23 protein-coding genes are annotated in these 22,196 nt (G+C 61.4%); 11 read left to right on the top strand and 12 right to left on the bottom strand.

All coding sequences use genetic code 11. The features are described from left to right. Window positions 1–5: 5 nt before the first annotated feature. Together OBACDRAFT_RS10150 and OBACDRAFT_RS10145 are read right to left on the bottom strand one after the other, a co-directional pair. Entirely contained in the window at window positions 6–722 is a 717-nt protein-coding gene (locus OBACDRAFT_RS10150; RefSeq protein ID WP_043585279.1) for an SDR family oxidoreductase, read from the bottom strand. 17 nt (window positions 723–739) lie between these two features. After that, complete coding sequence (locus OBACDRAFT_RS10145) at window positions 740–1,807, bottom strand: glycoside hydrolase family 88/105 protein (RefSeq protein WP_043585278.1); 1,068 nt, start codon at window positions 1,805–1,807, stop codon at window positions 740–742. Between the two features lie 307 nt (window positions 1,808–2,114). Here OBACDRAFT_RS10145 and OBACDRAFT_RS10140 point away from each other — a divergent pair, with 307 nt between their 5' ends. The 3 genes from OBACDRAFT_RS10140 (at window position 2,115) to OBACDRAFT_RS10125 (ending at window position 5,808) form a co-directional block, all read left to right on the top strand. Then, window positions 2,115–3,218 carry a PDDEXK nuclease domain-containing protein gene (locus OBACDRAFT_RS10140; protein WP_043585276.1) on the top strand — a complete coding sequence of 368 codons (1,104 nt, stop codon included), beginning with the start codon at window positions 2,115–2,117 and terminating at the stop codon, window positions 3,216–3,218. A gap of 145 nt (window positions 3,219–3,363) precedes the next feature. After that, complete coding sequence (locus tag OBACDRAFT_RS10130) at window positions 3,364–4,839, top strand: LacI family DNA-binding transcriptional regulator (RefSeq protein ID WP_052361641.1); 1,476 nt, start codon at window positions 3,364–3,366, stop codon at window positions 4,837–4,839. Between the two features lie 270 nt (window positions 4,840–5,109). Then, entirely contained in the window at window positions 5,110–5,808 is a 699-nt protein-coding gene (locus tag OBACDRAFT_RS10125; RefSeq protein WP_043585272.1) for a rhomboid family intramembrane serine protease, read from the top strand. Here OBACDRAFT_RS10125 and OBACDRAFT_RS10120 read toward each other — a convergent pair. Next, window positions 5,765–6,802, bottom strand: coding sequence for a 3-deoxy-D-arabino-heptulosonate 7-phosphate synthase (locus OBACDRAFT_RS10120; protein ID WP_043585270.1), 1,038 nt, complete (start codon window positions 6,800–6,802; stop codon window positions 5,765–5,767). The two genes, OBACDRAFT_RS10125 and OBACDRAFT_RS10120, sit on opposite strands and share 44 nt — an antisense overlap. A 191-nt stretch (window positions 6,803–6,993) precedes the next feature. Here OBACDRAFT_RS10120 and OBACDRAFT_RS10115 point away from each other — a divergent pair, with 191 nt between their 5' ends. The 5 genes from OBACDRAFT_RS10115 (at window position 6,994) to OBACDRAFT_RS10095 (ending at window position 11,457) form a co-directional block, all read left to right on the top strand. Beyond that, window positions 6,994–7,620, top strand: a complete 627-nt coding sequence (locus OBACDRAFT_RS10115) for an MIP/aquaporin family protein (RefSeq protein WP_043585269.1) — start codon at window positions 6,994–6,996, stop codon at window positions 7,618–7,620. Between the two features lie 199 nt (window positions 7,621–7,819). Continuing rightward, a complete protein-coding gene (locus OBACDRAFT_RS10110; RefSeq protein ID WP_043585461.1) occupies window positions 7,820–8,776 on the top strand; it encodes an AEC family transporter in 957 nt (318 codons plus the stop codon). A gap of 405 nt (window positions 8,777–9,181) precedes the next feature. Beyond that, on the top strand, window positions 9,182–9,496 hold the full coding sequence (locus OBACDRAFT_RS10105; protein WP_043585267.1) for a hypothetical protein: 315 nt from the start codon (window positions 9,182–9,184) through the stop codon (window positions 9,494–9,496). A gap of 73 nt (window positions 9,497–9,569) precedes the next feature. After that, window positions 9,570–10,160, top strand: a complete 591-nt coding sequence (locus OBACDRAFT_RS10100) for a GNAT family N-acetyltransferase (protein ID WP_081721951.1) — start codon at window positions 9,570–9,572, stop codon at window positions 10,158–10,160. A gap of 10 nt (window positions 10,161–10,170) precedes the next feature. Next, window positions 10,171–11,457 (top strand): ABC transporter permease, encoded by a 1,287-nt coding sequence (locus OBACDRAFT_RS10095; RefSeq protein ID WP_232766976.1) that lies wholly within the window; start codon window positions 10,171–10,173, stop codon window positions 11,455–11,457. A 225-nt stretch (window positions 11,458–11,682) separates the two neighbouring features. Here the strand turns inward: OBACDRAFT_RS10095 and OBACDRAFT_RS10090 are convergent, their stop codons facing one another. Both OBACDRAFT_RS10090 and OBACDRAFT_RS10085 read right to left on the bottom strand, forming a co-directional pair. After that, window positions 11,683–11,892, bottom strand: a complete 210-nt coding sequence (locus OBACDRAFT_RS10090) for a hypothetical protein (protein WP_052361639.1) — start codon at window positions 11,890–11,892, stop codon at window positions 11,683–11,685. Then, complete coding sequence (locus OBACDRAFT_RS10085; RefSeq protein ID WP_043585265.1) at window positions 11,885–12,079, bottom strand: hypothetical protein; 195 nt, start codon at window positions 12,077–12,079, stop codon at window positions 11,885–11,887. The genes OBACDRAFT_RS10090 and OBACDRAFT_RS10085 overlap by 8 nt, the downstream gene beginning before the upstream one ends. Before the next feature lie 136 nt (window positions 12,080–12,215). Here OBACDRAFT_RS10085 and OBACDRAFT_RS10080 point away from each other — a divergent pair, with 136 nt between their 5' ends. Next, window positions 12,216–13,025: a threonine/serine exporter family protein gene (locus OBACDRAFT_RS10080; protein WP_043585263.1), complete on the top strand. Its 810-nt coding sequence runs from the start codon at window positions 12,216–12,218 to the stop codon at window positions 13,023–13,025. 45 nt (window positions 13,026–13,070) lie between these two features. Then, window positions 13,071–13,574 carry a threonine/serine exporter family protein gene (locus OBACDRAFT_RS10075; protein ID WP_043585262.1) on the top strand — a complete coding sequence of 168 codons (504 nt, stop codon included), beginning with the start codon at window positions 13,071–13,073 and terminating at the stop codon, window positions 13,572–13,574. Between the two features lie 39 nt (window positions 13,575–13,613). Here OBACDRAFT_RS10075 and OBACDRAFT_RS10070 read toward each other — a convergent pair whose 3' ends face one another. Further along, complete coding sequence (locus tag OBACDRAFT_RS10070) at window positions 13,614–14,816, bottom strand: MFS transporter (protein WP_043585260.1); 1,203 nt, start codon at window positions 14,814–14,816, stop codon at window positions 13,614–13,616. After that, the gene (locus tag OBACDRAFT_RS28150; protein WP_157837013.1) at window positions 14,813–15,049 is read right to left on the bottom strand and encodes a hypothetical protein; all 237 of its coding nucleotides are present in this window, start codon (window positions 15,047–15,049) and stop codon (window positions 14,813–14,815) included. Before OBACDRAFT_RS28150 ends, OBACDRAFT_RS10070 begins: the two co-directional genes overlap by 4 nt. Here OBACDRAFT_RS28150 and OBACDRAFT_RS10065 point away from each other — a divergent pair. Continuing rightward, complete coding sequence (locus OBACDRAFT_RS10065) at window positions 15,048–15,746, top strand: tRNA-uridine aminocarboxypropyltransferase (RefSeq protein WP_043585456.1); 699 nt, start codon at window positions 15,048–15,050, stop codon at window positions 15,744–15,746. The genes OBACDRAFT_RS28150 and OBACDRAFT_RS10065 overlap by 2 nt on opposite strands. 64 nt (window positions 15,747–15,810) lie before the next feature. Here OBACDRAFT_RS10065 and OBACDRAFT_RS10060 read toward each other — a convergent pair whose 3' ends face one another. The 5 genes from OBACDRAFT_RS10060 to OBACDRAFT_RS10040 form a co-directional block, all read right to left on the bottom strand. Continuing rightward, window positions 15,811–16,677, bottom strand: a complete 867-nt coding sequence (locus OBACDRAFT_RS10060) for an Fpg/Nei family DNA glycosylase (protein WP_043585259.1) — start codon at window positions 16,675–16,677, stop codon at window positions 15,811–15,813. Then, a complete protein-coding gene (locus tag OBACDRAFT_RS10055; protein WP_043585257.1) occupies window positions 16,670–18,787 on the bottom strand; it encodes a tRNA uridine-5-carboxymethylaminomethyl modification enzyme MnmG/GidA in 2,118 nt (705 codons plus the stop codon). The genes OBACDRAFT_RS10060 and OBACDRAFT_RS10055 overlap by 8 nt, the downstream gene beginning before the upstream one ends. Before the next feature lie 85 nt (window positions 18,788–18,872). Beyond that, window positions 18,873–19,265, bottom strand: a complete 393-nt coding sequence (locus tag OBACDRAFT_RS10050) for a GxxExxY protein (RefSeq protein ID WP_043585255.1) — start codon at window positions 19,263–19,265, stop codon at window positions 18,873–18,875. Window positions 19,266–19,305: 40 nt separating this feature from the next. Next, window positions 19,306–20,832, bottom strand: coding sequence for a tRNA uridine-5-carboxymethylaminomethyl(34) synthesis GTPase MnmE (gene mnmE, locus OBACDRAFT_RS10045; RefSeq protein WP_052361637.1), 1,527 nt, complete (start codon window positions 20,830–20,832; stop codon window positions 19,306–19,308). Between the two features lie 207 nt (window positions 20,833–21,039). Continuing rightward, entirely contained in the window at window positions 21,040–22,179 is a 1,140-nt protein-coding gene (locus OBACDRAFT_RS10040) for an LptF/LptG family permease (RefSeq protein WP_232766974.1), read from the bottom strand. Window positions 22,180–22,196 lie beyond the last annotated feature (17 nt).

The raw sequence follows: 22,196 nt of genomic DNA, 5'->3' as shown, positions 1-22,196 counted from the left end.
ACAGATTAGCGGTGAGCGGTCAGGTCGATGTCCTTGATGAGGACGCCGTCGGGCTGGCTGGCGACGAAGTGGATCGCGGCGGCGACTTCGGAGGGTTTCAGGAGTTCTGAGCGGTCAACGGTGCGGCCGTCCCAATAGGCGGTGTCGGTGCCGGAAGGGGAGACGAGTGAGACGCGAATGCGGTCGGCGGCGACCTGCTGACGGAGTCCGTCGGTGTAGCCGTTGAGGGCGTGTTTGCTGGCGCAATAAAGCGGGGCGTTGGGATTGGCGACCTTGCCGACAATAGAGGAAACGTTGATGATGTGGCCGGACTTGCAGGCCTTCATGCCGGGAAGCACCGCGCGAGTGCAGAGGAAAACGCCGGTGAGGTTGGTTTCGAGGATGCGACGGTAATCGGCGAACGTGCAGGTGGCGAGGTCGGTGGCGAAACCGACACCGGCGTTGTTGATGAGAATGTCGATACGGCTGTCGAATTCTTGGGCGATTTGCGCGAAAGCGGTGGCGACGGCGGCTTCGTCGGTGACATCGCAGGGGATGGCGAACGGCGTGGGCGCATCGGGCGCGGCGGCGATGATTTCAGTCGCCGCAGTTTTGAGTTTTCCGGCAGAGCGGGCGAGAAGCGCCAGGCGGCAGCCGGAACGGGCAAAGCATTTTGCCGCTTCGAGGCCGATGCCGCTGGAAGCGCCGGTAATGACAACCGTGTGATTGGCGAGGTCTTTCATGTGATGATGCAATCCGGTCAGCGGGTGACGGTTTCGAGGCCGAGGAGATGGGCCTGTCCGGCGGCGAGCACTACGGGACCGAAGGCGTGCGAGTCGTTGAGCACGGGAGGATGCGCCCGGTAGTCGAGTTTGGTGGCGTTGCCCGGGCAGAGGCATCCGCGACAGGTGTGGAAGATGTCGAGGTCGTCGGTGATGTAGGCGAGGAGGCCGCGCAGGCCGCGTTCGAAGCGGACGCGATGCGCGGCTTCTTCCGGGGAGCCAGACGCTCCGAACAGGCCGGCTTCGAGTCCAGAGCCGAGGGCGTAGAGGAGGAGAGCGGAGCCGGAAGTCTCGACATAGGAGAGGCCCGGCTCGGTCATTTCCTGATGCCAGAGCCCAGCGTCGTTTTGTGCGCGGGCGCAGGCTTCGACGTGGTCGCGGTAGAGGGCGAGGGATTCGACCTTGCGAGGATGATCGTCAGGGAGATGTCGGGCGAGTTCGATGAGGCCAAATGCGCCCCAACCGTTGCCGCGGCTCCAGTGATCCTCGGAGATTTTTCCGGGGCCGTTGAAGTTGCGACCTTGGTGCAGCAGTCCGTTGTCGGGATCACGGAAGAGGCGAACCATTTTGGATACCTGCTGGAAGGATTCCTCGATGTAGCGGTCGTCGTCGAGAGCGAGGCCAGTGAAGAGCAGGAAAGGTCCGACAGAAAAGGCGACGTCGATCCAGACGTAGTTTTTTTCGACGTCGCGCGGGCGGGTGAGGATGCCGTCGGGGGCACGTGGGGCGTCGTTGAGGATTTCGTCGGCATAACGACGGACGGCGTCGCGGACGTCCGGCAGGTGTCCGCGCCAGAGGAAATAGGCGGAGGCCGCGCCGCCGCAGAGGTAATTGGGGAAATTGTGCCAGAAATTGAGTTCGCCGCGCACGAAAGGCATGAGCCAGTCGCGGGTTTGCGCGAGCAGGGCCGGATCACCGGTGCCAGCGGCGAGGCGCGTCATGCCGTAGAGAGTAACAATGCCTTCGTATCGTTCGAAATTGCCGCAGACAGCGAGGTGCTTGCGGGCGGCTTTGAGAGCGAGGTCGAGGGAGCGGGCGGATTTCATGAAACAGGGGGGGGGGGAGGCTGGCGGGCGGTTGATCGCAGATGGAATCGTCTTGGGTTGAACGGGGAAGTGGTCTGAACGTGGCGTCAGGCAACAGGGTTTCGGACATGCGGCAATCGGCATGTCGTTTTCTTGTCAATTTTTTCGCGTTCAAACCAACCGCTCCTTTCGGATGATCGGTGCGTTGGTTGCATTAACGCCACCCATGAGGCGCACGTAGTGCCACGTGGCAGGCGAGCGAGATGGCAAAAACCAGAGGTTGCCATGCCCGTGAATTCGCCAAAGGGTGGCGCCTCCTTTCTTGCGCATGCCAAAACTCATTGCCAGACGATCAACCAAGGCCAGGCCGGCACCGGCTCCCGCCGCGTTTGTTTCCGCTGTTCCGACCTCGCGGTCCTTGCTCAAGGATGTGCGCGAACTCATCCAGCTCGCGCGCACGCAAACCGCCCGTGTCGTCAACGCCGGCCTAGTCCTGCTCTACTGGCAGATCGGACAGCGTATCCATAAAGACATTCTCCGCGAAAAACGGGCGGGCTATGGAAAAAAGATTTTCTACGCACTGAGTAGAAAATTGGTCGTGGAGTTCGGCAGCGGATTTACTGAACGCAACCTCGCAAACATGGCACGTTTCGCCGAGGTGTTTCCTGATCCAGACATTTTGCACGCACTGAGTGCAAAATTGGGGTGGACCCATTTTCGGCAGATCATATACCTCGACGATCCGCTCCAGCGCGATTTCTACGCGGAGATGTGCCGTATCGAAAACTGGAGCACACGCACGCTGCAAAAGAAAATCCAGTCGATGCTTTTCGAGCGGACTGCCATCTCGCGCAAGCCGGCCAAACTCGCGGCGCAGGAACTCAAGTCCCTGCGCAAGGAGGACCAGCTTACAGCCGACCTCGTGCTGCGCGATCCCTACATCCTCGACTTTCTGGGCTTGAAAGACAGCTACTCCGAAAAGGACATGGAGGCCGCGATTCTCCGGGAAATGGAGTCTTTCATTCTGGAACTCGGCTCAGGGTTTGCCTTCGTCGCCCGGCAAAAGCGGATGCAGGTGGACGACCGCGATTATTACCTCGATCTTCTCTTCTATCATCGAGGGTTGCGCCGGCTCGTCGCCATTGATCTCAAAATCGGCCAGTTCGAGACCTCCGACAAGGCGCAGATGGAACTCTACCTCAACTGGCTTCGCCGCCACGAACAACAGTCCGGTGAGGATTCACCCATCGGCATCATCCTGTGTGCCGGCAAGCGCAGCCAGCATATCGAGCTTCTCGAACTGGAGAAGAGTGGAATCCACGTCGCCGGTTACCTGACCAAGCTGCTGCCCCGGCGTGCTCTCGAGCACCGTTTCCTCAAGGCCATCCGCCAGGCCCGGGCCCGCCTTGCGAATTCGGGAAAAGGCGCGTGACACGGCAAGCCGCCAAGCGAAGGGGAGGATGACAGGGAACCACAAACGAAAGCGTTGATTCTTCTTTCCGGTAAGAGAAAAGCTTCAACTCGATTGTCCTTTTTTCGCTTTCAAAACTCAGGTGACTCCATCCGGATACGGAAGCATGAGCAAAGGAGCACCGGACGGAGCGGCAAAGCGTGAAGCGAACAGCCAGAGTATCGGACGCGGCGGACGGCGGCGGGCGTTGTTGAGCGTGGCGGCGGAGAAACGGTTACTGGAGCCGTGGGCAGGGTTGATCGCGGCGGGCGGCAACGGGCGCGTGCTTGTGCCTGCGGTGCGCAAGACGCTCGAAAGACGACTCGGGCGGGCAGTGTCGGCGTCGGTTGTCTATCGCCTGCTCGGGCGGCATGGATGGCGGAAAGCAACGCGTAACGAAAAAACAACTACAAGCGAAAATGTGAACAGGGTTGCGGGCGGGATGCCCGTGCCACGCGTAGGGGCTTCGCTTGCGAAGCCCGCGTATGCAGGAGACGGCCTCAAATGGCTGGCGCGGGCGTCGCAAGCGACGCCCCTACTTGCGGGCGGGACGCCCGCGCCACATCCGGCGCTGACGATTCGCGAACTGGCGGTGCTGGCGGGGATGTCGCGGACCACCGTATCGCTGGCGTTGCGCAACAAGCCGTCGCTCCCGAAGACAACACGCGAGCGCATCCAGGCGCTGGCGCGACGGCATGGTTATCAGCCGGACCCGGCGGTCGGAAAATTGATGGAGAAAATCCGCGAGCGAAAACGCAACCGGCAGCCGGACGTGATCGCGTATCTCACAGCCTATCCGAAGCGCGAGATATGGCGGGAGCATCCGACGTTGCTCGACTATTTTACGGGCGCGTCTGCGCGGGCACGCGAATGCGGTTACCAGTTGGAGGAGTTCTGGCTGGCGGAGCCGGGCATGTCGGAGCGACGGATGAGCGAGATCCTGCGCAACCGTGGCATCGACGGCGTGATCGCCGCGCCGATGCCGTCGCCCGACGGGACGCTGACGGAGTTTCGCTGGGATTATTTTTCGGCGGTGAGTCTCGGCTACTCGCTCGCCAATCCGACGCTGTGCCGGGCGTGCAACCACCAATTCCACGCCATGCAGTTGCTGATGCGTGAACTCCAGAAGCTCGGCTACCGCGACATCGGTCTGGCCATGCGTGAGGACCACGACACGCGAGTGAACCATAACTGGCAGGGAGGTTATTTTGTAGGGAGAAACCTGATACCCGGCCATCGTGACATCCCTCTGCTGCTGACGCCGCAGTGGAGCCGCGACGATTTCGCGCGCTGGCTCGACGCATACCAGCCCGAGGCTGTGGTGACAACGGGCAGCGAGGTGCGCGAGTGGTTGCGGGATTTGGGGATTCGCACGCCGCGCGAACTGGGTTTTGCGCATGGCAATCTTGGGCCGGCGATGCGGAGCGAAAAAATAACGGGCATCGACCAGCACTCGGCGCAGGTGGGCGCGTCGGCGGTGGACTTGCTGCTCTCGCTGATGCGCACCAGCGAACGCGGCGCTCCGGTGATCCCGCGCCTGCACATGGTCGAAGGAAGTTTTGTTCCCGGACGAACGACGAAGCTTTGCCGGAATCGCCACTAGAGCATTTTCGGTTTATTTTGTCTCACGCGGAGACGCAGAGAACGCAGAGTCGGGAAAATACAATGTTTGTAATTTATTTATAATTAGCAATCTATGTTTTCTCTGCGCCTCTGCGTCTCTGCGTGATCTCTTAAACCTTGCGACAAATTGAACCGACAATGCTCTAGCTGCCTGGTGCCCCTCCCCCCCCCCCCCCCCCCGTCCCTCGAAAATGCGTTCCCGACTTGTTCTCCGTTCGCGTTGCGGGCAGACAGACAAACTCAATCCGCCATGCTGCCTCTCTGGGATACTCAACCACACCGCCGTCCGCCCGCCTTCACGACCCTGCTCATCGCCGCCTGCGTAGTGGTTTTCGGATACGAGGCGTGGCTCGCGTTGCAAACTCCATCGCAAGTCGAAGACTTCATTACGGAACACGCGCTCGTCCCGGCGCGGCTCGCCTCGGGATGGCGGACGTGGTCGCAGTGGCAGACGGTTTTCAGCTCCATGTTTCTCCACGGAGGCGTGGCGCATCTGGCGGGCAACTGCTGGTTTCTCTGGATCTTCGGTCGCAGCGTGGAAAGCCGCATCGGGTCGATGCGTTACCTGCCGCTTTACCTCGTGTGCGGCGTGGCCGCGGCGGCGGCTCAGGTGGTGTTTTCATGGGGTTCGCATGACGTTCCCATGCTGGGCGCGAGCGGCGCGATTTCCGGTGTGCTCGGCGCGTATTTCGTGCTCTTCCCCACGGCGTGGGTGGTGGCGCTCGTTCCGTGGGTTGTACCCGTGGTGCCGATACCAGCGGTGGTTTTCCTGTTTCTCTGGTTTTTGTTCCAAGCGTGGAGCGGAGTCGGTCAACTCCTCGGCCTCGCCAGCGGCGAGGGGGGAGGCGTGGCGTGGTGGGCGCACGCGGGTGGATTCGCCGCGGGCGCGTTGATCGGGCTCGTGCTCAAGCGGAGCGGACAAGCTTCCAAAGCTCGCGCGCCTTCCTGATCGTGCTCGCCAGGGCCTCGGGCGTGAGCGCCTGCTTGGGATCGTCGCCAATGCCGAGGCTGGGTTTGATGTGCGCCTCGATGCACAGGCCGTCCGCCCCGTAGGCGATGGCGGCCAGCGCGGCGGCGGGGACGTAGCTCGCCTTGCCGACGGAGTGAGAGGGATCAACCACAACGGGCGCCCAGGTTTTCTCTTTGAGCAGCGGCGTTATGCTTTCGTCGGGATGATTGCGGTAGCCGTCGAGCCCAGGCGAGGTGCCGCGCGGGCAGAGCAGGATGTTGGGGTTGCCAAAGCTGGCGATGTATTCGGCGGCGGAGATGAATTCGTTGACCGGCCCCATGTGGATGCCGCGCTTGAGGAGGACGGCGACCGTGGGGTGGTCGGCAACGGCGCGGCCAATGGCGCGGAGGAGCGAGTAGTTGAGGGCGTTGCGCGCGCCGACTTGCAGGACGTGCACGCCGGCGTCGAGGGCGAGCTTGAGTTGTTGTTCGTCCATCACCTCGGCATCGACGGGCAGGCCGGTGGCGCGGTGCGCCTCCATGAGGATGTCGAGCGACTTCGTATCGCCTTGGAACGAGTAGGGGTTGGTGCGGGGTTTCCAGACGCCGCCGCGCAGGAGCGTGGCACCGGCGGCCTTCACGGCGTGGGCGGTTTCGAGAAAGAGGGAGGGATTTTGCGGGTCGATGGTGCACTGACCGGCTATCACGAACAGTTCGTCCCCGAGGGTGACGCCACCGAGGGTAATGCGATGCGCGGCAAGGACGGATTTTTTGTTCATGAGCTTGTGCGGGGACTGGATGCGATCGACGCGCTCCACGTAATCGAGGCCTTCCAAGCGGTTGATCATGACCTCGCTGCGTTCGTCACCCACGATGGCGTAGATGCTGCGCACCTCGCCGATGATGGGCTGGATGGAGCAACCAAACTCGGCAACGATCGCGGTAATCTCGGCGAGTTGCTCGGGGGAGAGACGGGCGGGCTTGGGAAGGATCATAAGGGGTCTGTTTTGAGCAACGTGCCGGTTATTTGCAGGCTTAAAGTGCGATGGCTGGAGTCCGGGGAGAAGCGTCCTTCTCTGTTTTCATAAAAATCCTTGTTGCAAACTCGTTGCCGTTTTGCAGTTTGGCCCGCTTCTTAAATCTTATACGCAGTATAACTGGTTTAGATTCACACAAACATCCTCACATGAAAAAATATATCGTCGAATTCATCGGCACATTCTTCCTCGTTTTCACAGTCGGCATGGCTGTGAAAACCGGCAGCCCTCTGGCTCCTCTCGCGATCGGGTCGGCCCTCATGGTCATGATCTACGCCGGCGGCCATCTCTCGGGCGGCCACTTCAACCCGGCGGTCACGCTGGGCGTGTTTCTCCGCGGCAAATGCCCGGCGAAGGACGTAATCCCTTACTGGATTTTCCAACTCGCCGCCGGTGTCGTCGCGGCGTTTGCCGTGTGCTGGTTGATTGGTGCTCCTGCCGTTGATGTCGTCGTGGCCCAGCCGGCCAATGTCGCCAAGGCGGTGTTCGTCGAATTCCTGTTCACTTTTGCCCTCGTCTGGGTGGTGCTCAACTCCGCCACGGCCAAGGGCACTTCGGGCAACTCCTTCTACGGTCTCGCCATCGGCTTCACGGTCCTCGTGGGCGCGGTGGCCGTGGGCGGCATTTCCGGCGGCGCGTTCAACCCGGCCGTAGGCTTGGGCGTGTTCGTGATGAAGCTCGCCAGCTTCACCCACCTGTGGATCTACATCGGCGCCGACCTCGTTGGTGGCGCGGTGGCGGCCATCGCCTACAAGGCGCTCGCTCCCCGCGACTAAGTTTGCGTCACACGACGCGAATCAAAAAAACGGGCCTCACAACGGGGTCCGTTTTTTTTGTGCGCCGTGCTTCAGGTGGAGCGACGACTTTTTTTGAAGACCGTCGTTCCCCTCCCCCCCCCCCCCCCCTCCCCCCCGTCCCCCGGATTCTGTGTTGGAGTCCGCCCGCGAAATGCGCGAGGCTGCACGTTTCATTTCCATGAGTGACTGGAGTTATTGGTATTTGTTGCAGCTCATCCTGCCGGTGTTCGGCCTCATTGCGCTCGGCGCGGTGCTGCGGCGCGTCGGCTGGCTCGGCGCGGAGGCGGACAACAGCCTGCTCAAAATGGTGACGGGATTCTTTTACCCGTGCCTCATCTTCGACAGCGTCATGGGCAACGCCGCCCTGCGCGAACCCGGCAACCTCCTCTTTGCCCCGCTGACCGGCTTCGTCGCCACGGCCGGCGGCATCATCCTCGCCTACCACGCGGGACGCGCGCTGGGCCTCACGGTGGGCGGCGGACTGCGCACCTTCGCCTTTGCCACCGGCATCTACAACTACGGCTACATTCCGGTGCCGCTCATGGAAAAACTCTTCGGCAAGGAAAGCCTCGGCGTGCTCCTCGTCCACAACGCCGGTTGCGAAGCCGCGCTCTGGACGGTGGGCATCCTGATGCTCTCCGGCCTCTCGCTGCGCGAGGGCTGGCGCAAACTCCTCAATCCTCCCGTGTGCGCGCTCATCGCGGCGCTGCTGCTCAACACGCTCGGCCTTTCGCAACACATGCCCGGCGTGGCCATGAGCGTGGTGCGCTTGAGCGCCGCCTGCGCGATCCCGCTTGGACTGATTCTGATCGGGGCGACGCTCGTCGAATTCCTGCAACGCCCGCACGAGCTGTTCGACGCGCGCGCCTCCATCGGCTCCATCGTTCTGCGGCTCGGCGTGCTTCCGCTGCTGTTCCTGGTGGCCGCCCGGTTTCTGCCCTGCTCCATCGACTTGAAGCGCGTGCTCGTGGTGCAGGCCGCGATGCCGGCGGCGATCCTGCCCATCGTCATCGCGCGCCACTACGGCGGCCGGCCATTGGTGGCCGTGCAAGTCGCCTTCGCAACGAGCGCCGTAGGGATTTTTCTGATACCGCTGTGGATTTCCGCCGGACTGCGCTGGGTGACAGGCGAGTAAGCCCCCCCCCGCTCCCGCTCGCGCACACACACATCACATGTAACGTATCCATTTTCCCGCTACACATGGAGGCGACCACAGGAAAAGAGAGAAAGGGAGGGGGGGGGGGGGGGAGGACTGCATAACATCAATCATTAGAGCAGTTTCATTTAAGCTGTAGCCATTTGATACCTGGTAGGGAGGCCTCTCCGAGTCCTCCGAAACCACTCCAACCACCTATGAGTTTTGCATCCTCTCACCACGCACAACGGAGGACTCGGAGAGGCCTCCCTACCGCCAAGACGACGGACACAACTCAACTGAAAATGCTCTAAAAACCCACACTCGACATTATTGTCCAACGTCTGCATTAGGATGTTTGGTTCAGTTCTCCATTCGCCTACACTCTCAACCCAAGGAAATCCCATGTATGTCGATGCAGCGATCCTCTTGATTTTGATCCTTATTTTTGCCGGCAACAACGCCGAGGGCGGCATGCTCCGCGCCTTCCTTCTGTTGATTGGCGTCACCGTGGTCACGTGGTTGATCGGGACCAAAATCCCTCCGGAACTCTGGTATCTGCCAAGCATCATCTACATCGTGCTGCTGGCGGTGGGCCTGACATTTTTCTGTGGCACGCAGCCCAAACAGACGGGCAAAATCGTGGGGCTTTTTGTGCTTTATCAGATCGTGTGGGCGGTCATCGCGCATTTCCTGTTCAACACCTCGACGCCCGCTTGACGCCGGCGCTCCCTGCATCCTTCGCGTTCTGAGGGCTCGCAGGACGAACGGCGGATGGTTTTGCTGGGCGGGCATGAGCACTCGCAACGCTTCCGCCACCACGACAAACGCCGCCGTCCCCTCGCCTGCTGACGCGCCGCCCTCGCCGTCCGCGTTGCAAATGCGCGTCGCCACGCCCTCGCCCAGTGACGAGGAGATGGTGCTGGAAATGATACAGGCCTTTTACGCCGAGGAACAAATCGTGTTCGTCGAGGAACGTGCGCGCCGCGCCGTCCGCCAACTGACGCGCCAGCCGGAGTGCGGCGCCGTGCTGCTGTTCACGCTGCCCAAACCGGCCGGCGGCTGCGGATGCGGCGGCAACGGCGATGGCGGCGAACCCTGTTGCGATACGGAGGTGATCGCGGGCTACGCCGTGGCGACGATCGGCTTCACGCTGGAGCATGGCGGACGCCTGGTGTTGCTCGATGAGTTTTACCTGCGCCGCTTTACCCGTGGCCGCGGGTGCGGACAACAAGCGCTCTCGCTCGTTAAAAACTGGGCGCGCGAGCGCGGTGTGGAGGCCCTGCGCCTGGAGGTGCATCACCACAACCTGCGGGCAAAGGCGATCTACGAAAAAGCCGGCTTCCAAAACGACCACCGCGATCTGATGACATTCTGGTTGTAACCAAAATCCCATGACGCCCCCCGCCTCCACCGACACCCCCGCCCGTATGCTCACGCACCTTCGCGTCATGGGGTCGATGCTGCGACTGGCGTTCACCGGACTCGTGACCAACAAACTGCGTTCCTCGCTCACCATGCTCGGCATCGCGGTCGGCGTGTTCTCCGTCATCGGCGTGATGACCATCATCAGCGCCCTGCGCTCCTCCATTGAGTCGGGCCTGAGCGTGCTCGGGTCCAGCAGCTTTCAGATCACCAAAAGCCCCGCGATCTCCTTTACCACCCCGCGCCTGCACTCGTATTTCGCCAACCGGCGCAACATCACCTACGTGCAGGCTGCGCGCTTCAAGCAACTCCTCGGGGCCGACGCCCTCGTGGGCCTGCAAATCACGCGCGGCGGCGCCCGCGCCAGCCGTGGCGAACACCGCACCAACCCCAACCTTGAACTCATCGGAGCGGATGAGAACTTCGCGCCGGCGGCCAACTACGAAATCGCCGCCGGACGCAACCTCGACCCCTCGGACGTAGAGTTTGGCCGCCCCGTGTGCGTCATCGGCGACGACGTCGTGAAACGCCTCTTCGCCAACGAGGAACCCATTGGTCAACAAGTGCGCGTCGCCGGGCAAAACTACACGGTCATCGGCACCTTCGCCCCAAAAAACTCCTCCTTCGGACGCAGCCAGGACAACAAAGTCATCACGCCCGTCACCCGCTGGCTGCAAATCTACGGGCAGGCCCAGCGCACGATGAACATCAACGTGCAAGCCCCCAGCCAGTCCGTGTTTGAGGCAACGCAGGACCACGCCATCGGCGCGATGCGGATTGTGCGCGGGCTCGCGCCGGAGGACCCCAACGATTTTGAAATCTACTCCAACGACTCCCTCATCGAGACCTTCAACAACACCGCCCGCCTCGTCACCATCGGCGCGTTTGTCATCAGCGCCATTGCCCTGCTCGCCTCCGGCGTCGGCGTGATGAACATCATGCTCGTGAGCGTGACCGAGCGCACGCGCGAGATTGGCATCCGCAAGAGCATCGGCGCGCGCAGTCGCAGCGTGTTGTTACAGTTTCTTGCCGAAGCCGTGGCCCTCTCGCTCGTCGGCGGACTGGGCGGCGTCCTCCTCGGCGTGGTGGCGGGCAACATTGTGGTGGCCGGCGTGTTCAAGGCACAAGTGATGTTCCCTTACGCTTGGGCGGCGGCCGGCATCTTTGTCTGCGGCGGCATCGGCGTGGGCTTCGGCCTGTACCCCGCTTGGAAAGCCGCCTCGCTCGACCCCATCGAAGCGCTGCGGTTCGAGTAAAAAAGTGGCGTGTAATGTGGCGCGGGCGTCCCGCCCGCTCCGTGGATTGGACGTGACGAGGCGCGTTGCGCCTCGTCCGGCGGCAAGATGCCGCCGCTCCCTGTGATACCCTTTTGCAGGCAATGCTTCTTCGGTAATGGTGAAGCGAATATACCTATCGGCCTGTGTTTCCTATTCCGCGATGTCGATCTCGGTGAACATCACGAGGCGTTCGCCATGATCCACTCAGTAAGAAAAAATAATCCCATCCACGAGCAGATGCTCGATCGGACGTCCATTGGTATCGGTAATGATGTAATCACTACGAATAAATGGCCAGCGGGCGAGTTCGTAAGCGCGATCCATGACAATGCGCTGTTTTCTCCGGGGAAGCGCCAGGATCGACTCGGCGGCCAGATCGGAAAAAACGGGGTGATAACCGTGTGTCTCAGCCACGGGCGATGCGGATTTCGAGTTCTTTTGCGGTCACCCGACGTCCGGCTTGCATGGCATTGAGACGGCGGGCGCTTTCACGTTTCCACTCAGGCGTGTCGTGCCGGAGACGAATCAGGTAGGCATGAAGCTCTTGTCTCTCTCGTTTTGTCAGGCGTGTGACTTCTTGTTTCAGCTCCAGCAAACTCATGCGAGAAACTTGCCTCGACAGAGTCTTCGGGTCAAGGGCGCTTGGACTTATCCGTTTTCCCTCACCCATCTCGCTTCCCATTTTTAGCGCACATTGTGCTTTCGTAATCCCTAAATACCGGGATAACGGGAGCCCAATGTCCGACGAAACAACATCATCATTAAATCCCTCCCAGGAAAATGTTTCGGTGGAGCAGTTTGCCGACATGGCGCTCGATGTCGGCGTGTTTCTGCTCGCGTCTGGCGCGCATTGCGGGCGCGTCTTCAGCAACATCAAACGCCTCGCCGACCGCTGGGGTTTTCCCATTCACATCAACCCGACCTTCACCGGCCTTACCATCACCGTGCGCGACGGGAAACAATCCGAGCGCACCGTCACCCGCTACCAGGACGCCCCGCCGCACAGCGTGCATCTGGCGATCCTCACCCTCTTCAGCCGGCTCTCCTGGCAGGTGCTGGAAGACCGCCTTCCCTTCGACCTCGTCAAACAGCGGATCGAGGAAATAAAGGCGAAGGCCAACTACAACTTCTGGCTCGTCGCCCTCGCCGTCGGCGCCGCCTGCGCCAGCCTGTGCATGCTCGCGGGCGGCGATGCCAGAAACGCACTCTGCGCGTTTGTAGCGGCCTTCACCGGATCGGTATTGAGAATCGGGATACTCAAAATGCGCTTCAACCCGATGATCTCCTTCGTCGTCGCGGCCTTCGTCACCACCCTGATCGCCGGGATCGACACGATCTGGCATATCGGCACGTCACCGGAGGCCACCCTGGCCACCGCCGTCCTCTACCTGATCCCCGGCGTGCCGCTCATCAACAGCGTCATCGACCTGATCGAAGGCTACCTTGCCTCGGCGTTGTCGCGCGGATTGTTCGCCGCATTCATCCTGCTCTGTATCGCATCAGGCATGACACTAGCCATCACCCTTCTGGGTATCGAAAATTTTTAACTCCCCTCCCCTCCCCCCCCCCCCCCCTCCCTGCACATCACCATCATGACGACTGAATTTCTCATCGCAGTTCTGTGCGACATCTCGCTCGCATTTCTCGTGGCCGTGGGCTGGAGCGTGTTGTTCGGCACGCCCGGACGCGTCCTGTGGGTGGCCGGACTCCTGGGTGGATTCGGACATTGTTTCCGGTTCGTCCTGCTCGAAGCCGGCGTGGGGCTGGTGCTGGCGACACTGCTGGCGTCGGTTCTGATCGGGCTGACGGGGATATTTATGGCGCATCGCGTCGATCATCCCCCGGTCGTCTTCACCATGCCGGCCTGCATCACGATGGTGCCCGGCCTGTATGCGTACCGCAGCATGTTGGGCGGGATCAAAGTGACGGACGAAACCATCCTGCGCGAAAACCCGACGCTGCTGGCCGAAATCGCGCACAACATCATGCTCACCTTTTCCCTGCTCGCCACGCTGGCGATCGGGATATCGGTCGGCGTTCTGTTGTTCCGCAAACGAAGCGTGCGCGACATCTCCTTCGGTTGGAAACGCCCCTGAGCCCGGCACCGCCGGCAATGCGGACATCCACGTCTCCCCTCAATTTTCCCGCCGTCCCCCGCCCAGAGGCATGAACAGCGCCGCCAGACCCAGCGCGCCGAAACCGCCGCCAGCGAAGCAGACGCCCGCCCAGCCCCCATGTTGCAACGCCCATGAACCCGCTGCCGAGCCGATGGCACCACCGATGAAATAGCCCACCATGTAGATTGCGTTGATCCGGTTGCGCAGCGCAGGGGACAGCGCGTAGATGCGACTCTGGTTGGAGATCTGGCTCCCCTGCGCGCCGGCATCCATAAAAAACACCCCGGCGACCAGCCACGCCAGCGTACGATCCGCGAGCGCCATCATCGCAAACGAAATCACGATCATCCCCAGCGACACCCCGTTGACCACCCGCGCCGAAAACCGGTCGGACAAGCGCCCCGACACCGGCGCTACCAGCGCCCCCGCCACGCCGATCAAGCCAAACAAACCCGTCACCTCGCTGCCATAGTGTTCGGGACGGGCCGCGAGGTAAAACGACAGCGTCGTCCAGAACACGCTAAACGCGCCAAACCCCGCCGCGCCGATCAACAAATGGCGTTGCAACACCGGTTCCCCTTTCAGTATCGGCCAGAGCGATACCAACAATTCGCGCAACCGCACCGGTTGATGCGGAGGCTGCGGCGGCAGTTTCCAGCGCAGCCCGGTCGCGAGCAGCACCATCGCGACCGCGCCGATAAAATACATGCCCTGCCAGCCGAAATGCGCGCCCACCACTCCGCTCACCGAACGTGACACGAGGATGCCCACCAACAGCCCGCCCATGACCGTGCCGACGACACGCCCGCGCTTTTCCGGCGCGGCAAAGGTGGCGGCATAAGGCACGATCAACTGCGGCGACACACACGCCAGTCCCAACAAATAACTGAGCGCGACCAACACAGGCAGCGTCGGCGAGAACGCCGTCGCCAGCAGCACGCCCGCCGAGGCCAGAATCGACGTGCAGATCAATCCCCGCCGTTCAAAAGTGTCGCCCAGCGGCACGATGAGCAGCAATCCGGTCGCGTAACCGAGTTGCGTGGCCACGGTAATGACGCCCGTGGCGGCCACGCTCGTGCCAAATGCTCCGGCGATCGCATTGAGCAGCGGCTGGCTGTAATAGATGTTGGCCACGGTCGCCCCCGCCGCGAAAGCCAGGAGAAAGACCAACGAGGCCGGGATGCCCGCACCGTCTCGAAACCGTTGCCTGATATCTGTCATGAATCGAAACGGAGACAAGGAACGGAATCCGGCGCGCAGGGCGATTCAATCTTCGGCAAGCGGGCATCGGAGGGCGGGTCTCCTGACCCGCCAGACGCGGCGCAGCCGCGCACATCCGGAATTGCGGCGCTTCGCGCCGTCTGGCGGGTCAGGAGACCCGCCCTCCCCTCCCCCCCCCCCCCCCCGATATTGGAATCGCCGGGCTCGATGTGCGCGGCCACGTTCGGACGCATGGCTCGAAGTGTTGTCCTTCATGGCACCGTCCGGTGCCCGCGCTGCCAGATCGCGCCGCGATGGTGCATCTGCGAAGGTATCTACAATGTGGATACCAGCGTGGCCGTGGACGTGCTCATGCACTCGGGCGAAATCCACCGGCCCACCAGCACGGGCAACCTGATCCAGCGTGTAATGCCGGAAGCACGACGCCATGTGTTCCACCACGAACGCCTGCCGTCGCGCGAGTCGGTGGCGCGCGAAACAACGGCGGGAGGACAACGCGTGCTCTGGATTCTCCATCCGCGCGGCGAACCCATCGCAAACATGACGCCGGTTCCGCCGACGCGGGACTTGCAGGTGCTGTTGATCGACGGCACATGGTCGCAGGCCAACACGATGTTGCGCCACGTCGAAGGCTGGGGCCAGCGCGTGAGCCTGACGATGCCGGCACAACAGAGCCGTTACTGGCTGCGTTCGCAGCACCGCGACGGACATTTTTCGACCATCGAAGCGTTGATCTTTTTTCTATCGGCATTCGGCGAAACAAACGCAGCGGAGTCCTTGCGATTGCAGTTTGAGTTGCACGTTTATGCGAGCCTGCTGGCGCGCGGACACAAGGCCGACGCAGCCGTATTTCTGGCGGATTCGCCCATCACGGCGGCGCTGCCGGACTTGGTGCGAAAGCTCGCGGGATATTCTCCGTGTGCTCTGTGACGCTGTAGTTAATTTACGATATGATCTTGGCAGACAAAGACTTCATCATGGTTTCCCCGGCCCGTCACCCATGCGCCGCCGCCTTCGCCATGCGCAACCGCTGCCGTTTGGGCGACCAGCAAGTGGTGCGCCCGCCGATTTGTTCGCGCACAAGCGGCGCGCCGGTGCGCGGGCATTTGCCCCCGTCCTCCCAGCGATGCGGGAAAAGCCACGTCGAGGGTGGATCGGCGTAGGTTTCGCCGATCGTCGCCTGCGCCTGCTCACACACCCAACGCGTTTCCCGCCAGAGCTTGCGGATCTCAGCGGGAGTCAATTCGCCCGCCAACTGCCGCGGATGAATCGCCGACCTCCACAAAATCTCGTCGGCCATCCAGTTGCCGATTCCCGGGAAACGCTCCTGCATAAGCAGCACGGCCTTGATCGGAGCCCGCGACCGCCGTTTTAGAAACGCCGCGACCCCATCAACTGTAAATTCACGCGACACGACCTCTGGCGGCAGTGATATCCACCAGTCAGGCGGCTCTGCTCCGGTTGCGAAACGCACCCGGCCAAACATGCGCGGATCGTTGAACACCAGCACCCGCTCCGCCTGCACGAGCGCGAGATGATCGGACGCCGTCTGCCTGAATTGTTCCGACGGCCCCTGCATGCGCAATGCGCCTGTCATGCCAAGATGGATACCAAGCCAGACATAAACGTCATCGCACTTATGCCCGCCGCCGTCGGTGCGAAAACGAAAAATCATCTGTTTCCCCCTGGCTTCGGAGCCATCAAGCACCGCGCCCGTGAGCAATCGGGCGAGTTCGTCTGCACCGCCTTCGCATTCCCGAAACACCCGCGCCCGCGGATGCGTCAGCACCCGGACGACAGCCGCGCCAATGCCTGGATTCCAGAGTTTGCGGAAAAATTCGACTTCAGCGAGTTCAGGCATGGCGGCAGCCGTTGTCCTGTTCTATGCTTCCAGTCGCGCCCCTGCCGCCCGCCGGGGCATTTCGGGCGGCGAGCGCGACCATGAGGATGCTGATGTCGGCGGGGTTGACGCCGCTGATCCGACTCGCCTGACCGAGGTTGTAAGGGTGGGCAGCAATCAGTTTTTGCGCGCTCTCAAGACGCAGGCCGCGAACTGCACGGTAATCAAAATCCGGAGGGATTTTGATTTTTTCGACGTGCGAGAGTTTTTCGATCTGTCGCTGCTCGCGTTCCAAATAACCTTTGTAGCCGACGCGGTAGAGAACCTCCTGACGAAGCTCGTCAGGAAGCGCCGTGAAGTCGGACGGCAACGGTAGGGAGGTCTCTCCGAGACCTCCGTCAACACGCTTCGAAGGCTCCTGTGTTTCGATTGTATTTTCCGCATCAGACGGAGGCCTCGGAGAGGCCTCCCTACCGCCCTCCCCTCCCCTCCCCTGCCCTGCCGCCGATCCGGCGCGACGAATGAAATCGCCCCAAGTCCCCTGCCCTGCCGTGGCTGCGATATCTGCTGGGATTCGCGTGGTTTCGAGCGTGGTGATCCAGTATTCGATCCGGCGTTTTTTCTCCTCAATGCGCGCCAGACGCGTCGCGGACACGAGGCCGTGCGCGCGGGCGTGGTGCAGGAGGCGGAGTTCGGCGCTGCCGTGGTTGAAAAGCAGGCGGTATTCGGCGCGGCTGGTGAACATCCGGTAAGGTTCGGTCGTGCCCTTGGTCACAAGATCGTCGATGAGCACGCCGGTATAAGCTTCGTGCCGGGCAATGATAAGCGGGGCCGCGCCGCGCACTTTGTTGACGGCATTGACGCCCGCGACGAGTCCCTGACAGGCGGCCTCTTCGTAGCCGGAAGTACCGTTGATCTGGCCGGCAAAAAAGAGGTTTTCGACTTTCTTGGATTCGAGCGAGGGGAACAACTGGGTGGGCGGGGCAAAGTCATACTCCACGGCGTAGGCGGGGCGCATGAGGACGGCGTTTTCGAGGCCGGGCACGCTGCGAACGAGTTGGAGTTGCACGTCAAAGGGCATCGAGGTCGAAAGGCCGTTGACGTAGTATTCGTCGGTGGAGCGTCCCTCGGGTTCGAGAAAGAGAAGATGGCGGGGTTTGTCGGCAAAACGGACGATTTTGTCCTCAAAACTCGGACAGTAGCGCGCCCCCGTGCCGGTGATGTTGCCTGAATACATGGCCGAGCGGGTGAGATTTTCGCGGGCGATGCGAGCGGTGTCGGCAGTGGTGTAGGTCATCCAACACGGAAGTTGGTTGCTGCCGGGAGCCCAGCCGAGGCGGGTTTGCGTTGGGGGGGGGGGGGGGGGGGGGGATGGATGCGGACGTTGTTCCACGTGGAACAAGTCCTGCGGGTCGCGGGTGTCGTGAAACGCGAACAGCGTGGGACGGGCATCGCCATGCTGAGGCTCCATTTTGCTGAAATCGAGCGAACGCCCAAGGAGGCGCGGCGGCGTGCCGGTTTTCAGGCGCTGGAGTTCGATGCCTGCCTCAAGGAAACTGGCGGAGAGCGTTTTGGCCGAAAAGTCCCCTGCCCTGCCGCCTTCGTTCTGGTTCGCGCCAATGTGCATGAGTCCGCGCAGAAAAGTGCCGGTCGTCACGACCACGGTTCGTCCAACGAATTCGATGTCGAGATTGGTGCGCACGCCGATGACTTTGCGCCCGGCGGTGGTGTTTTCGTAGATCAACCCCGCTACGGTGGCCTGAAACACCTGGAGGTCGGGCTGGAGTTCGAGGGTGTGCTTGAGGCGGTATTGGTAGGCTTTTTTGTCGCACTGGGCGCGGGGTGACTGGACGGCGGGGCCTTTGGATTCGTTGAGGAGGCGAAACTGGATGCCAGTGAGGTCGGTGTTGATAGCCATTTCGCCGCCGAGAGCGTCGATTTCGCGGACGATCTGACCCTTGGCTTGTCCGCCGATGGCCGGGTTGCAGCTCATTTGGGCGATGGTATCGACGTTGCCGGTGACGAGCAGGGTGTTGGCTCCCATGCGTGCGGCAGCCAGCGCGGCCTCGCAACCGGCATGGCCGGCGCCGCAAACAATGACATCAAAAGGTGCAGTCGGATTGTAGATCACAGGGAAAGACAGAATTTTTTAACCACTAATGCACACTAATGAGCACTAATACGGAAGGAAGGAAGTGCAGGGGTGCAGGAAGGGATCAGTGAACGAGGCGCTTCCATTCAAGGCGAGGGAAGGAGCAGAAGTTGACAAGGTAACCGACGTGTTTGCGCGTGGCTTTCAGGTAATTGATGAGTTGGGCCTCGTGCTCGGGCAGGAGTTTTTTGACGGCCTTAAGCTCCACCAGAATTTCTCCAATGACGATCAGGTCGGCTTCGTAATATTTTTTGAGCAGACGGTCTTTGTAGTAAAGTTGTAGGCGGGATTTGGATACGAAAGGGATGCCCCGCTCGGTGAGCTCCATTTCAAGGCTTTCTTGATAAACTTCTTCAAGGAAACCGCTCCCCAATGTGTTGTGAACCTCAAAGCATGCCGACATGAAGTTATCTCCTTTTTGTTGAAACAATTCCGGCATCTGGCTATTAGTGTCCATTAGTGTGCATTAGTGGTTAAAAATCGGTTTTATTTCCCGGTTATTTGCCGATGCAGAAGGTGGCGAAGAGGTGGTCGAGCATGCGTTCGTTGTCGATTTTGCCGGCAATCTCGCCCAAGGCATCGAGCGCGCCGCGCAAGTCACTGGCAAGGAGCTCGGTAGGTGCCACAGATGAGAGTTTTAACTGGGCGGCAGTCAGGCAATCCAAGGCGCGACGAAGAGCGTCGGCATGGCGGGCATTGATGGCGATGAGTTCGTCGCCGGTCGTTTGGGCAAGGGCGTCGGCAAGCGTCGTGATGGCGGAGGCGAGTTCGTCGAAACCGGCACCGGTGAGGGCGGAGACAGAGAGCGACGCTTCGCGTCGAACGTCGAACATCGAACATCGAACATCCAACATCGAATGAGCGGCTTCGCCGTCAGTTCCCTGCATCGGATTCGGTTGGGCGTTGGATACTGGACCTTGGACGTTCGATGTTGGCCGTTCGATGTTCGATGTTCGACGTTCAAGGAGGTCGGTTTTGTTGCGCAGAATGATCGCGTTGGCGGGGGTGAGGCGGGCGGCGATTTCAGGGGGCAGGGCAGGGGAGGGGAGCGTGGCGTCCTGAACCCACAAAAAAAGATCGGCTTCGGCGGCGCGTTCGAGGGTTTTGTCGATGCCGAGTTTCTCGATGGCACCGGGGGTCGGGTTGAGTCCGGCGGTGTCGATGAGGCGGAGGGCATGGGGACCGATAATGATGAGTTCTTCGATGAAATCGCGGGTGGTGCCAGGCTCGGGACTGACGAGGGCGCGGTCGCGTCCGACGAGGCGGTTGAGGAGTGAGCTTTTGCCGGCGTTGGGCTCGCCGATGATGACGGTTTTGATGCCTTCGCGCAAAAGTTCGCCGTAGCGGCTGGTGGCGAGAAGCTGATTTGTTCCACGTAGAACACTGGCGAGTTCGTCGGCCACGATGCGCCGGTCTTCATCGGGCAGGTCTTCGTCGGGGAAGTCGATGTAGGCTTCGATGCGGGCGAGGACGAGCAGGAGGGCGTCGGTCAGCGTGGCAAGGTGGCGGCCAAGGCTGCCGCGGAGTTGCTGATTGGCGGCGGCGAGGGCGCGTTCGCTGCGGGCATGAATGAGGTCCATGACGGCCTCGGCTTGGCTAAGGTCGATGCGTCCGTTGAGAAATGCGCGGCGGGTAAACTCGCCCGCTTCGGCGGGACGGCAGCCGCGCTGGAAGAGGTCGGCAAGGATGAGTTGCGCGATGAGCGGGTTGCCATGACAGGCGATTTCGAGGCTGTCTTCGCCGGTGTAGGAACGGGGGCCGCGGAACCAGGTAACGAGAACGTCGTCGAGCAGTTTGCCCGCAACATCGTGGTAATCGACATGCGTTGCGCGGCGGGGGAGGGGAGGGGAGGGGGGAAAAAGAGCCGCCACGAGTTCCGCGCAGGCGGGACCGCTGGCCCGGATGACGGCGATGGCGGAGGTGCCCGCAGGCGTGGCAAGCGCAGCAATGGTGTCGGTGCTGACAACGGGCACAAGCACCTCCGGCCCGACAGGGGAGGGGGGGGGGGGGGGAGGGGAGGACATTATGAGGAATGACGTTTGAGCGTTCTGTTATGGGAATACCTAAAAATTTCTTTCCCCAATCCGACAAACCAACCGCGACTGAATGCGAATGAACGCGAATAAGAACACAATAGATTCATATTTAAATAACTATTCATTTCATCGGTCTTTCTAAGTTCGCGTCTATTCGCGTTCATTCGCGGTTAAAAATGTTTTTTTAATCCTCCCTTATTTCATTCGTCCCAAACGGCTGAGAAGCCACGCGCCAAAGCCCGCGAACAACAAGGGCGGCACCCACACGATCAAGTCGGGTCGCCATCGCGGATAGGCTTCCAGCCAGCCAGCCACACCGGAAAGCATGTAGTAGATGAGGATCAACAGCAACGCCATGCCGAGGTTGGCCGACGTCTCGCGGCGCGACACCTTGATGCCGAGAGGCACGCCGATCAGCGCAAAGGCCAGCACCGCCAGCGCATTTGCCGCCTTTTTATTAAGGGTCACGTCCACCTGCATCCGCCGCATTTGGCCCTCTGGGGTGTCGGCGTCCGGTGCTGCGGTAAGTTGTTCGCGCTGCGCTTTCAGCTCCTCGAGTGTCATCCAGTCGAGTTTTTGGCGCGTCGTGATCCGCCCGAACAAATTGCTCAGCGAGAATTCGAATTCCGCGCTCCCAAATGTGGACACCGTCACGACCTTGTTAAACGCCTCGGGATCGTCGCGGTCGCGCAGTTCGGTGGTGCCCTCGCGCACCTTCAGGACTAGTTTGTGGCTCTCTTCGTTGTAAGCCAGTTCGCCTTCCTGGGCGTGGTGGGCGCGGACCACGCGTTTGTCCCGGTCGAGTTCCCACACCCACAGGTCGCGCAATACGGTGCCGTCCTTCTCGTCCACATAAACGACGGCGTTGGGGAATTCCCGGAGGAATGTGCGGGCTGTAATCAGCTTGAGTGGATCACTGCGCACGATGTTGGGGACCATGTTTTTATAGGGTTTCCGTGTCATCGGCATGTAGTAGTAGTTGACAATAAGGCAGATAACCGACCCGGCCACTGCCAGCAACAGGATCGGGCGCGTCACGAACGCGATGCCCAGCCCGGCGGCGCGCATGGCGGTGATCTCGCTGTTGCCCGACATCCGCCCCAGCACGAGCAACACGCCCGTGAGCACGCCGATGGGCAGGGCAAACGCCACCACATAGGGCACCAGCAGGAGCAGGAGTTTGGCCATGTCGGGCATGGTGATCTGGCCCGCCAATGCGAACTGGAGCAGATCCTTGAGTGCGTTGCCCACGATGAGGACAAAGGTGAACAGGAGCACCGCCGCGAAGCAGGTGGTGAGGACGCTGAGGAAGATGTGTCGTTGGAGGATTTTCACGCGCTTGCGGTTTCCGG

It is taken from the genome of Geminisphaera colitermitum TAV2 (genome assembly GCF_000171235.2).
GTDB classification, from domain to species: Bacteria; Verrucomicrobiota; Verrucomicrobiia; order Opitutales; family Opitutaceae; genus Geminisphaera; species Geminisphaera colitermitum.
The sequence above is the reverse complement of the archived record's forward strand: the minus strand, read 5'-3'. Positions and strand labels throughout refer to the sequence as shown.

What these genes read in the sequence shown, in the direction of transcription:
- OBACDRAFT_RS10085 (WP_043585265.1), bottom strand. Translation starts at nt 12,079, where the DNA reads ATGAGTTTGCTGGAGCTGAAACAAGAAGTCACACGCCTGACAAAACGA.
- OBACDRAFT_RS28150 (WP_157837013.1), bottom strand. Translation starts at nt 15,049, where the DNA reads ATGCGTCCGAACGTGGCCGCGCACATCGAGCCCGGCGATTCCAATATC.
- OBACDRAFT_RS10110 (WP_043585461.1), top strand. Translation starts at nt 7,820, where the DNA reads ATGAGTGACTGGAGTTATTGGTATTTGTTGCAGCTCATCCTGCCGGTG.
- OBACDRAFT_RS10065 (WP_043585456.1), top strand. Translation starts at nt 15,048, where the DNA reads ATGGCTCGAAGTGTTGTCCTTCATGGCACCGTCCGGTGCCCGCGCTGC.
- OBACDRAFT_RS10115 (WP_043585269.1), top strand. Translation starts at nt 6,994, where the DNA reads ATGAAAAAATATATCGTCGAATTCATCGGCACATTCTTCCTCGTTTTC.
- OBACDRAFT_RS10145 (WP_043585278.1), bottom strand. Translation starts at nt 1,807, where the DNA reads ATGAAATCCGCCCGCTCCCTCGACCTCGCTCTCAAAGCCGCCCGCAAG.
- OBACDRAFT_RS10125 (WP_043585272.1), top strand. Translation starts at nt 5,110, where the DNA reads ATGCTGCCTCTCTGGGATACTCAACCACACCGCCGTCCGCCCGCCTTC.
- OBACDRAFT_RS10150 (WP_043585279.1), bottom strand. Translation starts at nt 722, where the DNA reads ATGAAAGACCTCGCCAATCACACGGTTGTCATTACCGGCGCTTCCAGC.
- OBACDRAFT_RS10050 (WP_043585255.1), bottom strand. Translation starts at nt 19,265, where the DNA reads ATGGACACTAATAGCCAGATGCCGGAATTGTTTCAACAAAAAGGAGAT.
- OBACDRAFT_RS10140 (WP_043585276.1), top strand. Translation starts at nt 2,115, where the DNA reads ATGCCAAAACTCATTGCCAGACGATCAACCAAGGCCAGGCCGGCACCG.
- mnmE (WP_052361637.1), bottom strand. Translation starts at nt 20,832, where the DNA reads ATGTCCTCCCCTCCCCCCCCCCCCCCCTCCCCTGTCGGGCCGGAGGTG.
- OBACDRAFT_RS10080 (WP_043585263.1), top strand. Translation starts at nt 12,216, where the DNA reads ATGTCCGACGAAACAACATCATCATTAAATCCCTCCCAGGAAAATGTT.
- OBACDRAFT_RS10130 (WP_052361641.1), top strand. Translation starts at nt 3,364, where the DNA reads ATGAGCAAAGGAGCACCGGACGGAGCGGCAAAGCGTGAAGCGAACAGC.
- OBACDRAFT_RS10120 (WP_043585270.1), bottom strand. Translation starts at nt 6,802, where the DNA reads ATGATCCTTCCCAAGCCCGCCCGTCTCTCCCCCGAGCAACTCGCCGAG.
- OBACDRAFT_RS10060 (WP_043585259.1), bottom strand. Translation starts at nt 16,677, where the DNA reads ATGCCTGAACTCGCTGAAGTCGAATTTTTCCGCAAACTCTGGAATCCA.
- OBACDRAFT_RS10105 (WP_043585267.1), top strand. Translation starts at nt 9,182, where the DNA reads ATGTATGTCGATGCAGCGATCCTCTTGATTTTGATCCTTATTTTTGCC.
- OBACDRAFT_RS10095 (WP_232766976.1), top strand. Translation starts at nt 10,171, where the DNA reads ATGACGCCCCCCGCCTCCACCGACACCCCCGCCCGTATGCTCACGCAC.
- OBACDRAFT_RS10100 (WP_081721951.1), top strand. Translation starts at nt 9,570, where the DNA reads ATGAGCACTCGCAACGCTTCCGCCACCACGACAAACGCCGCCGTCCCC.
- OBACDRAFT_RS10075 (WP_043585262.1), top strand. Translation starts at nt 13,071, where the DNA reads ATGACGACTGAATTTCTCATCGCAGTTCTGTGCGACATCTCGCTCGCA.
- OBACDRAFT_RS10070 (WP_043585260.1), bottom strand. Translation starts at nt 14,816, where the DNA reads ATGACAGATATCAGGCAACGGTTTCGAGACGGTGCGGGCATCCCGGCC.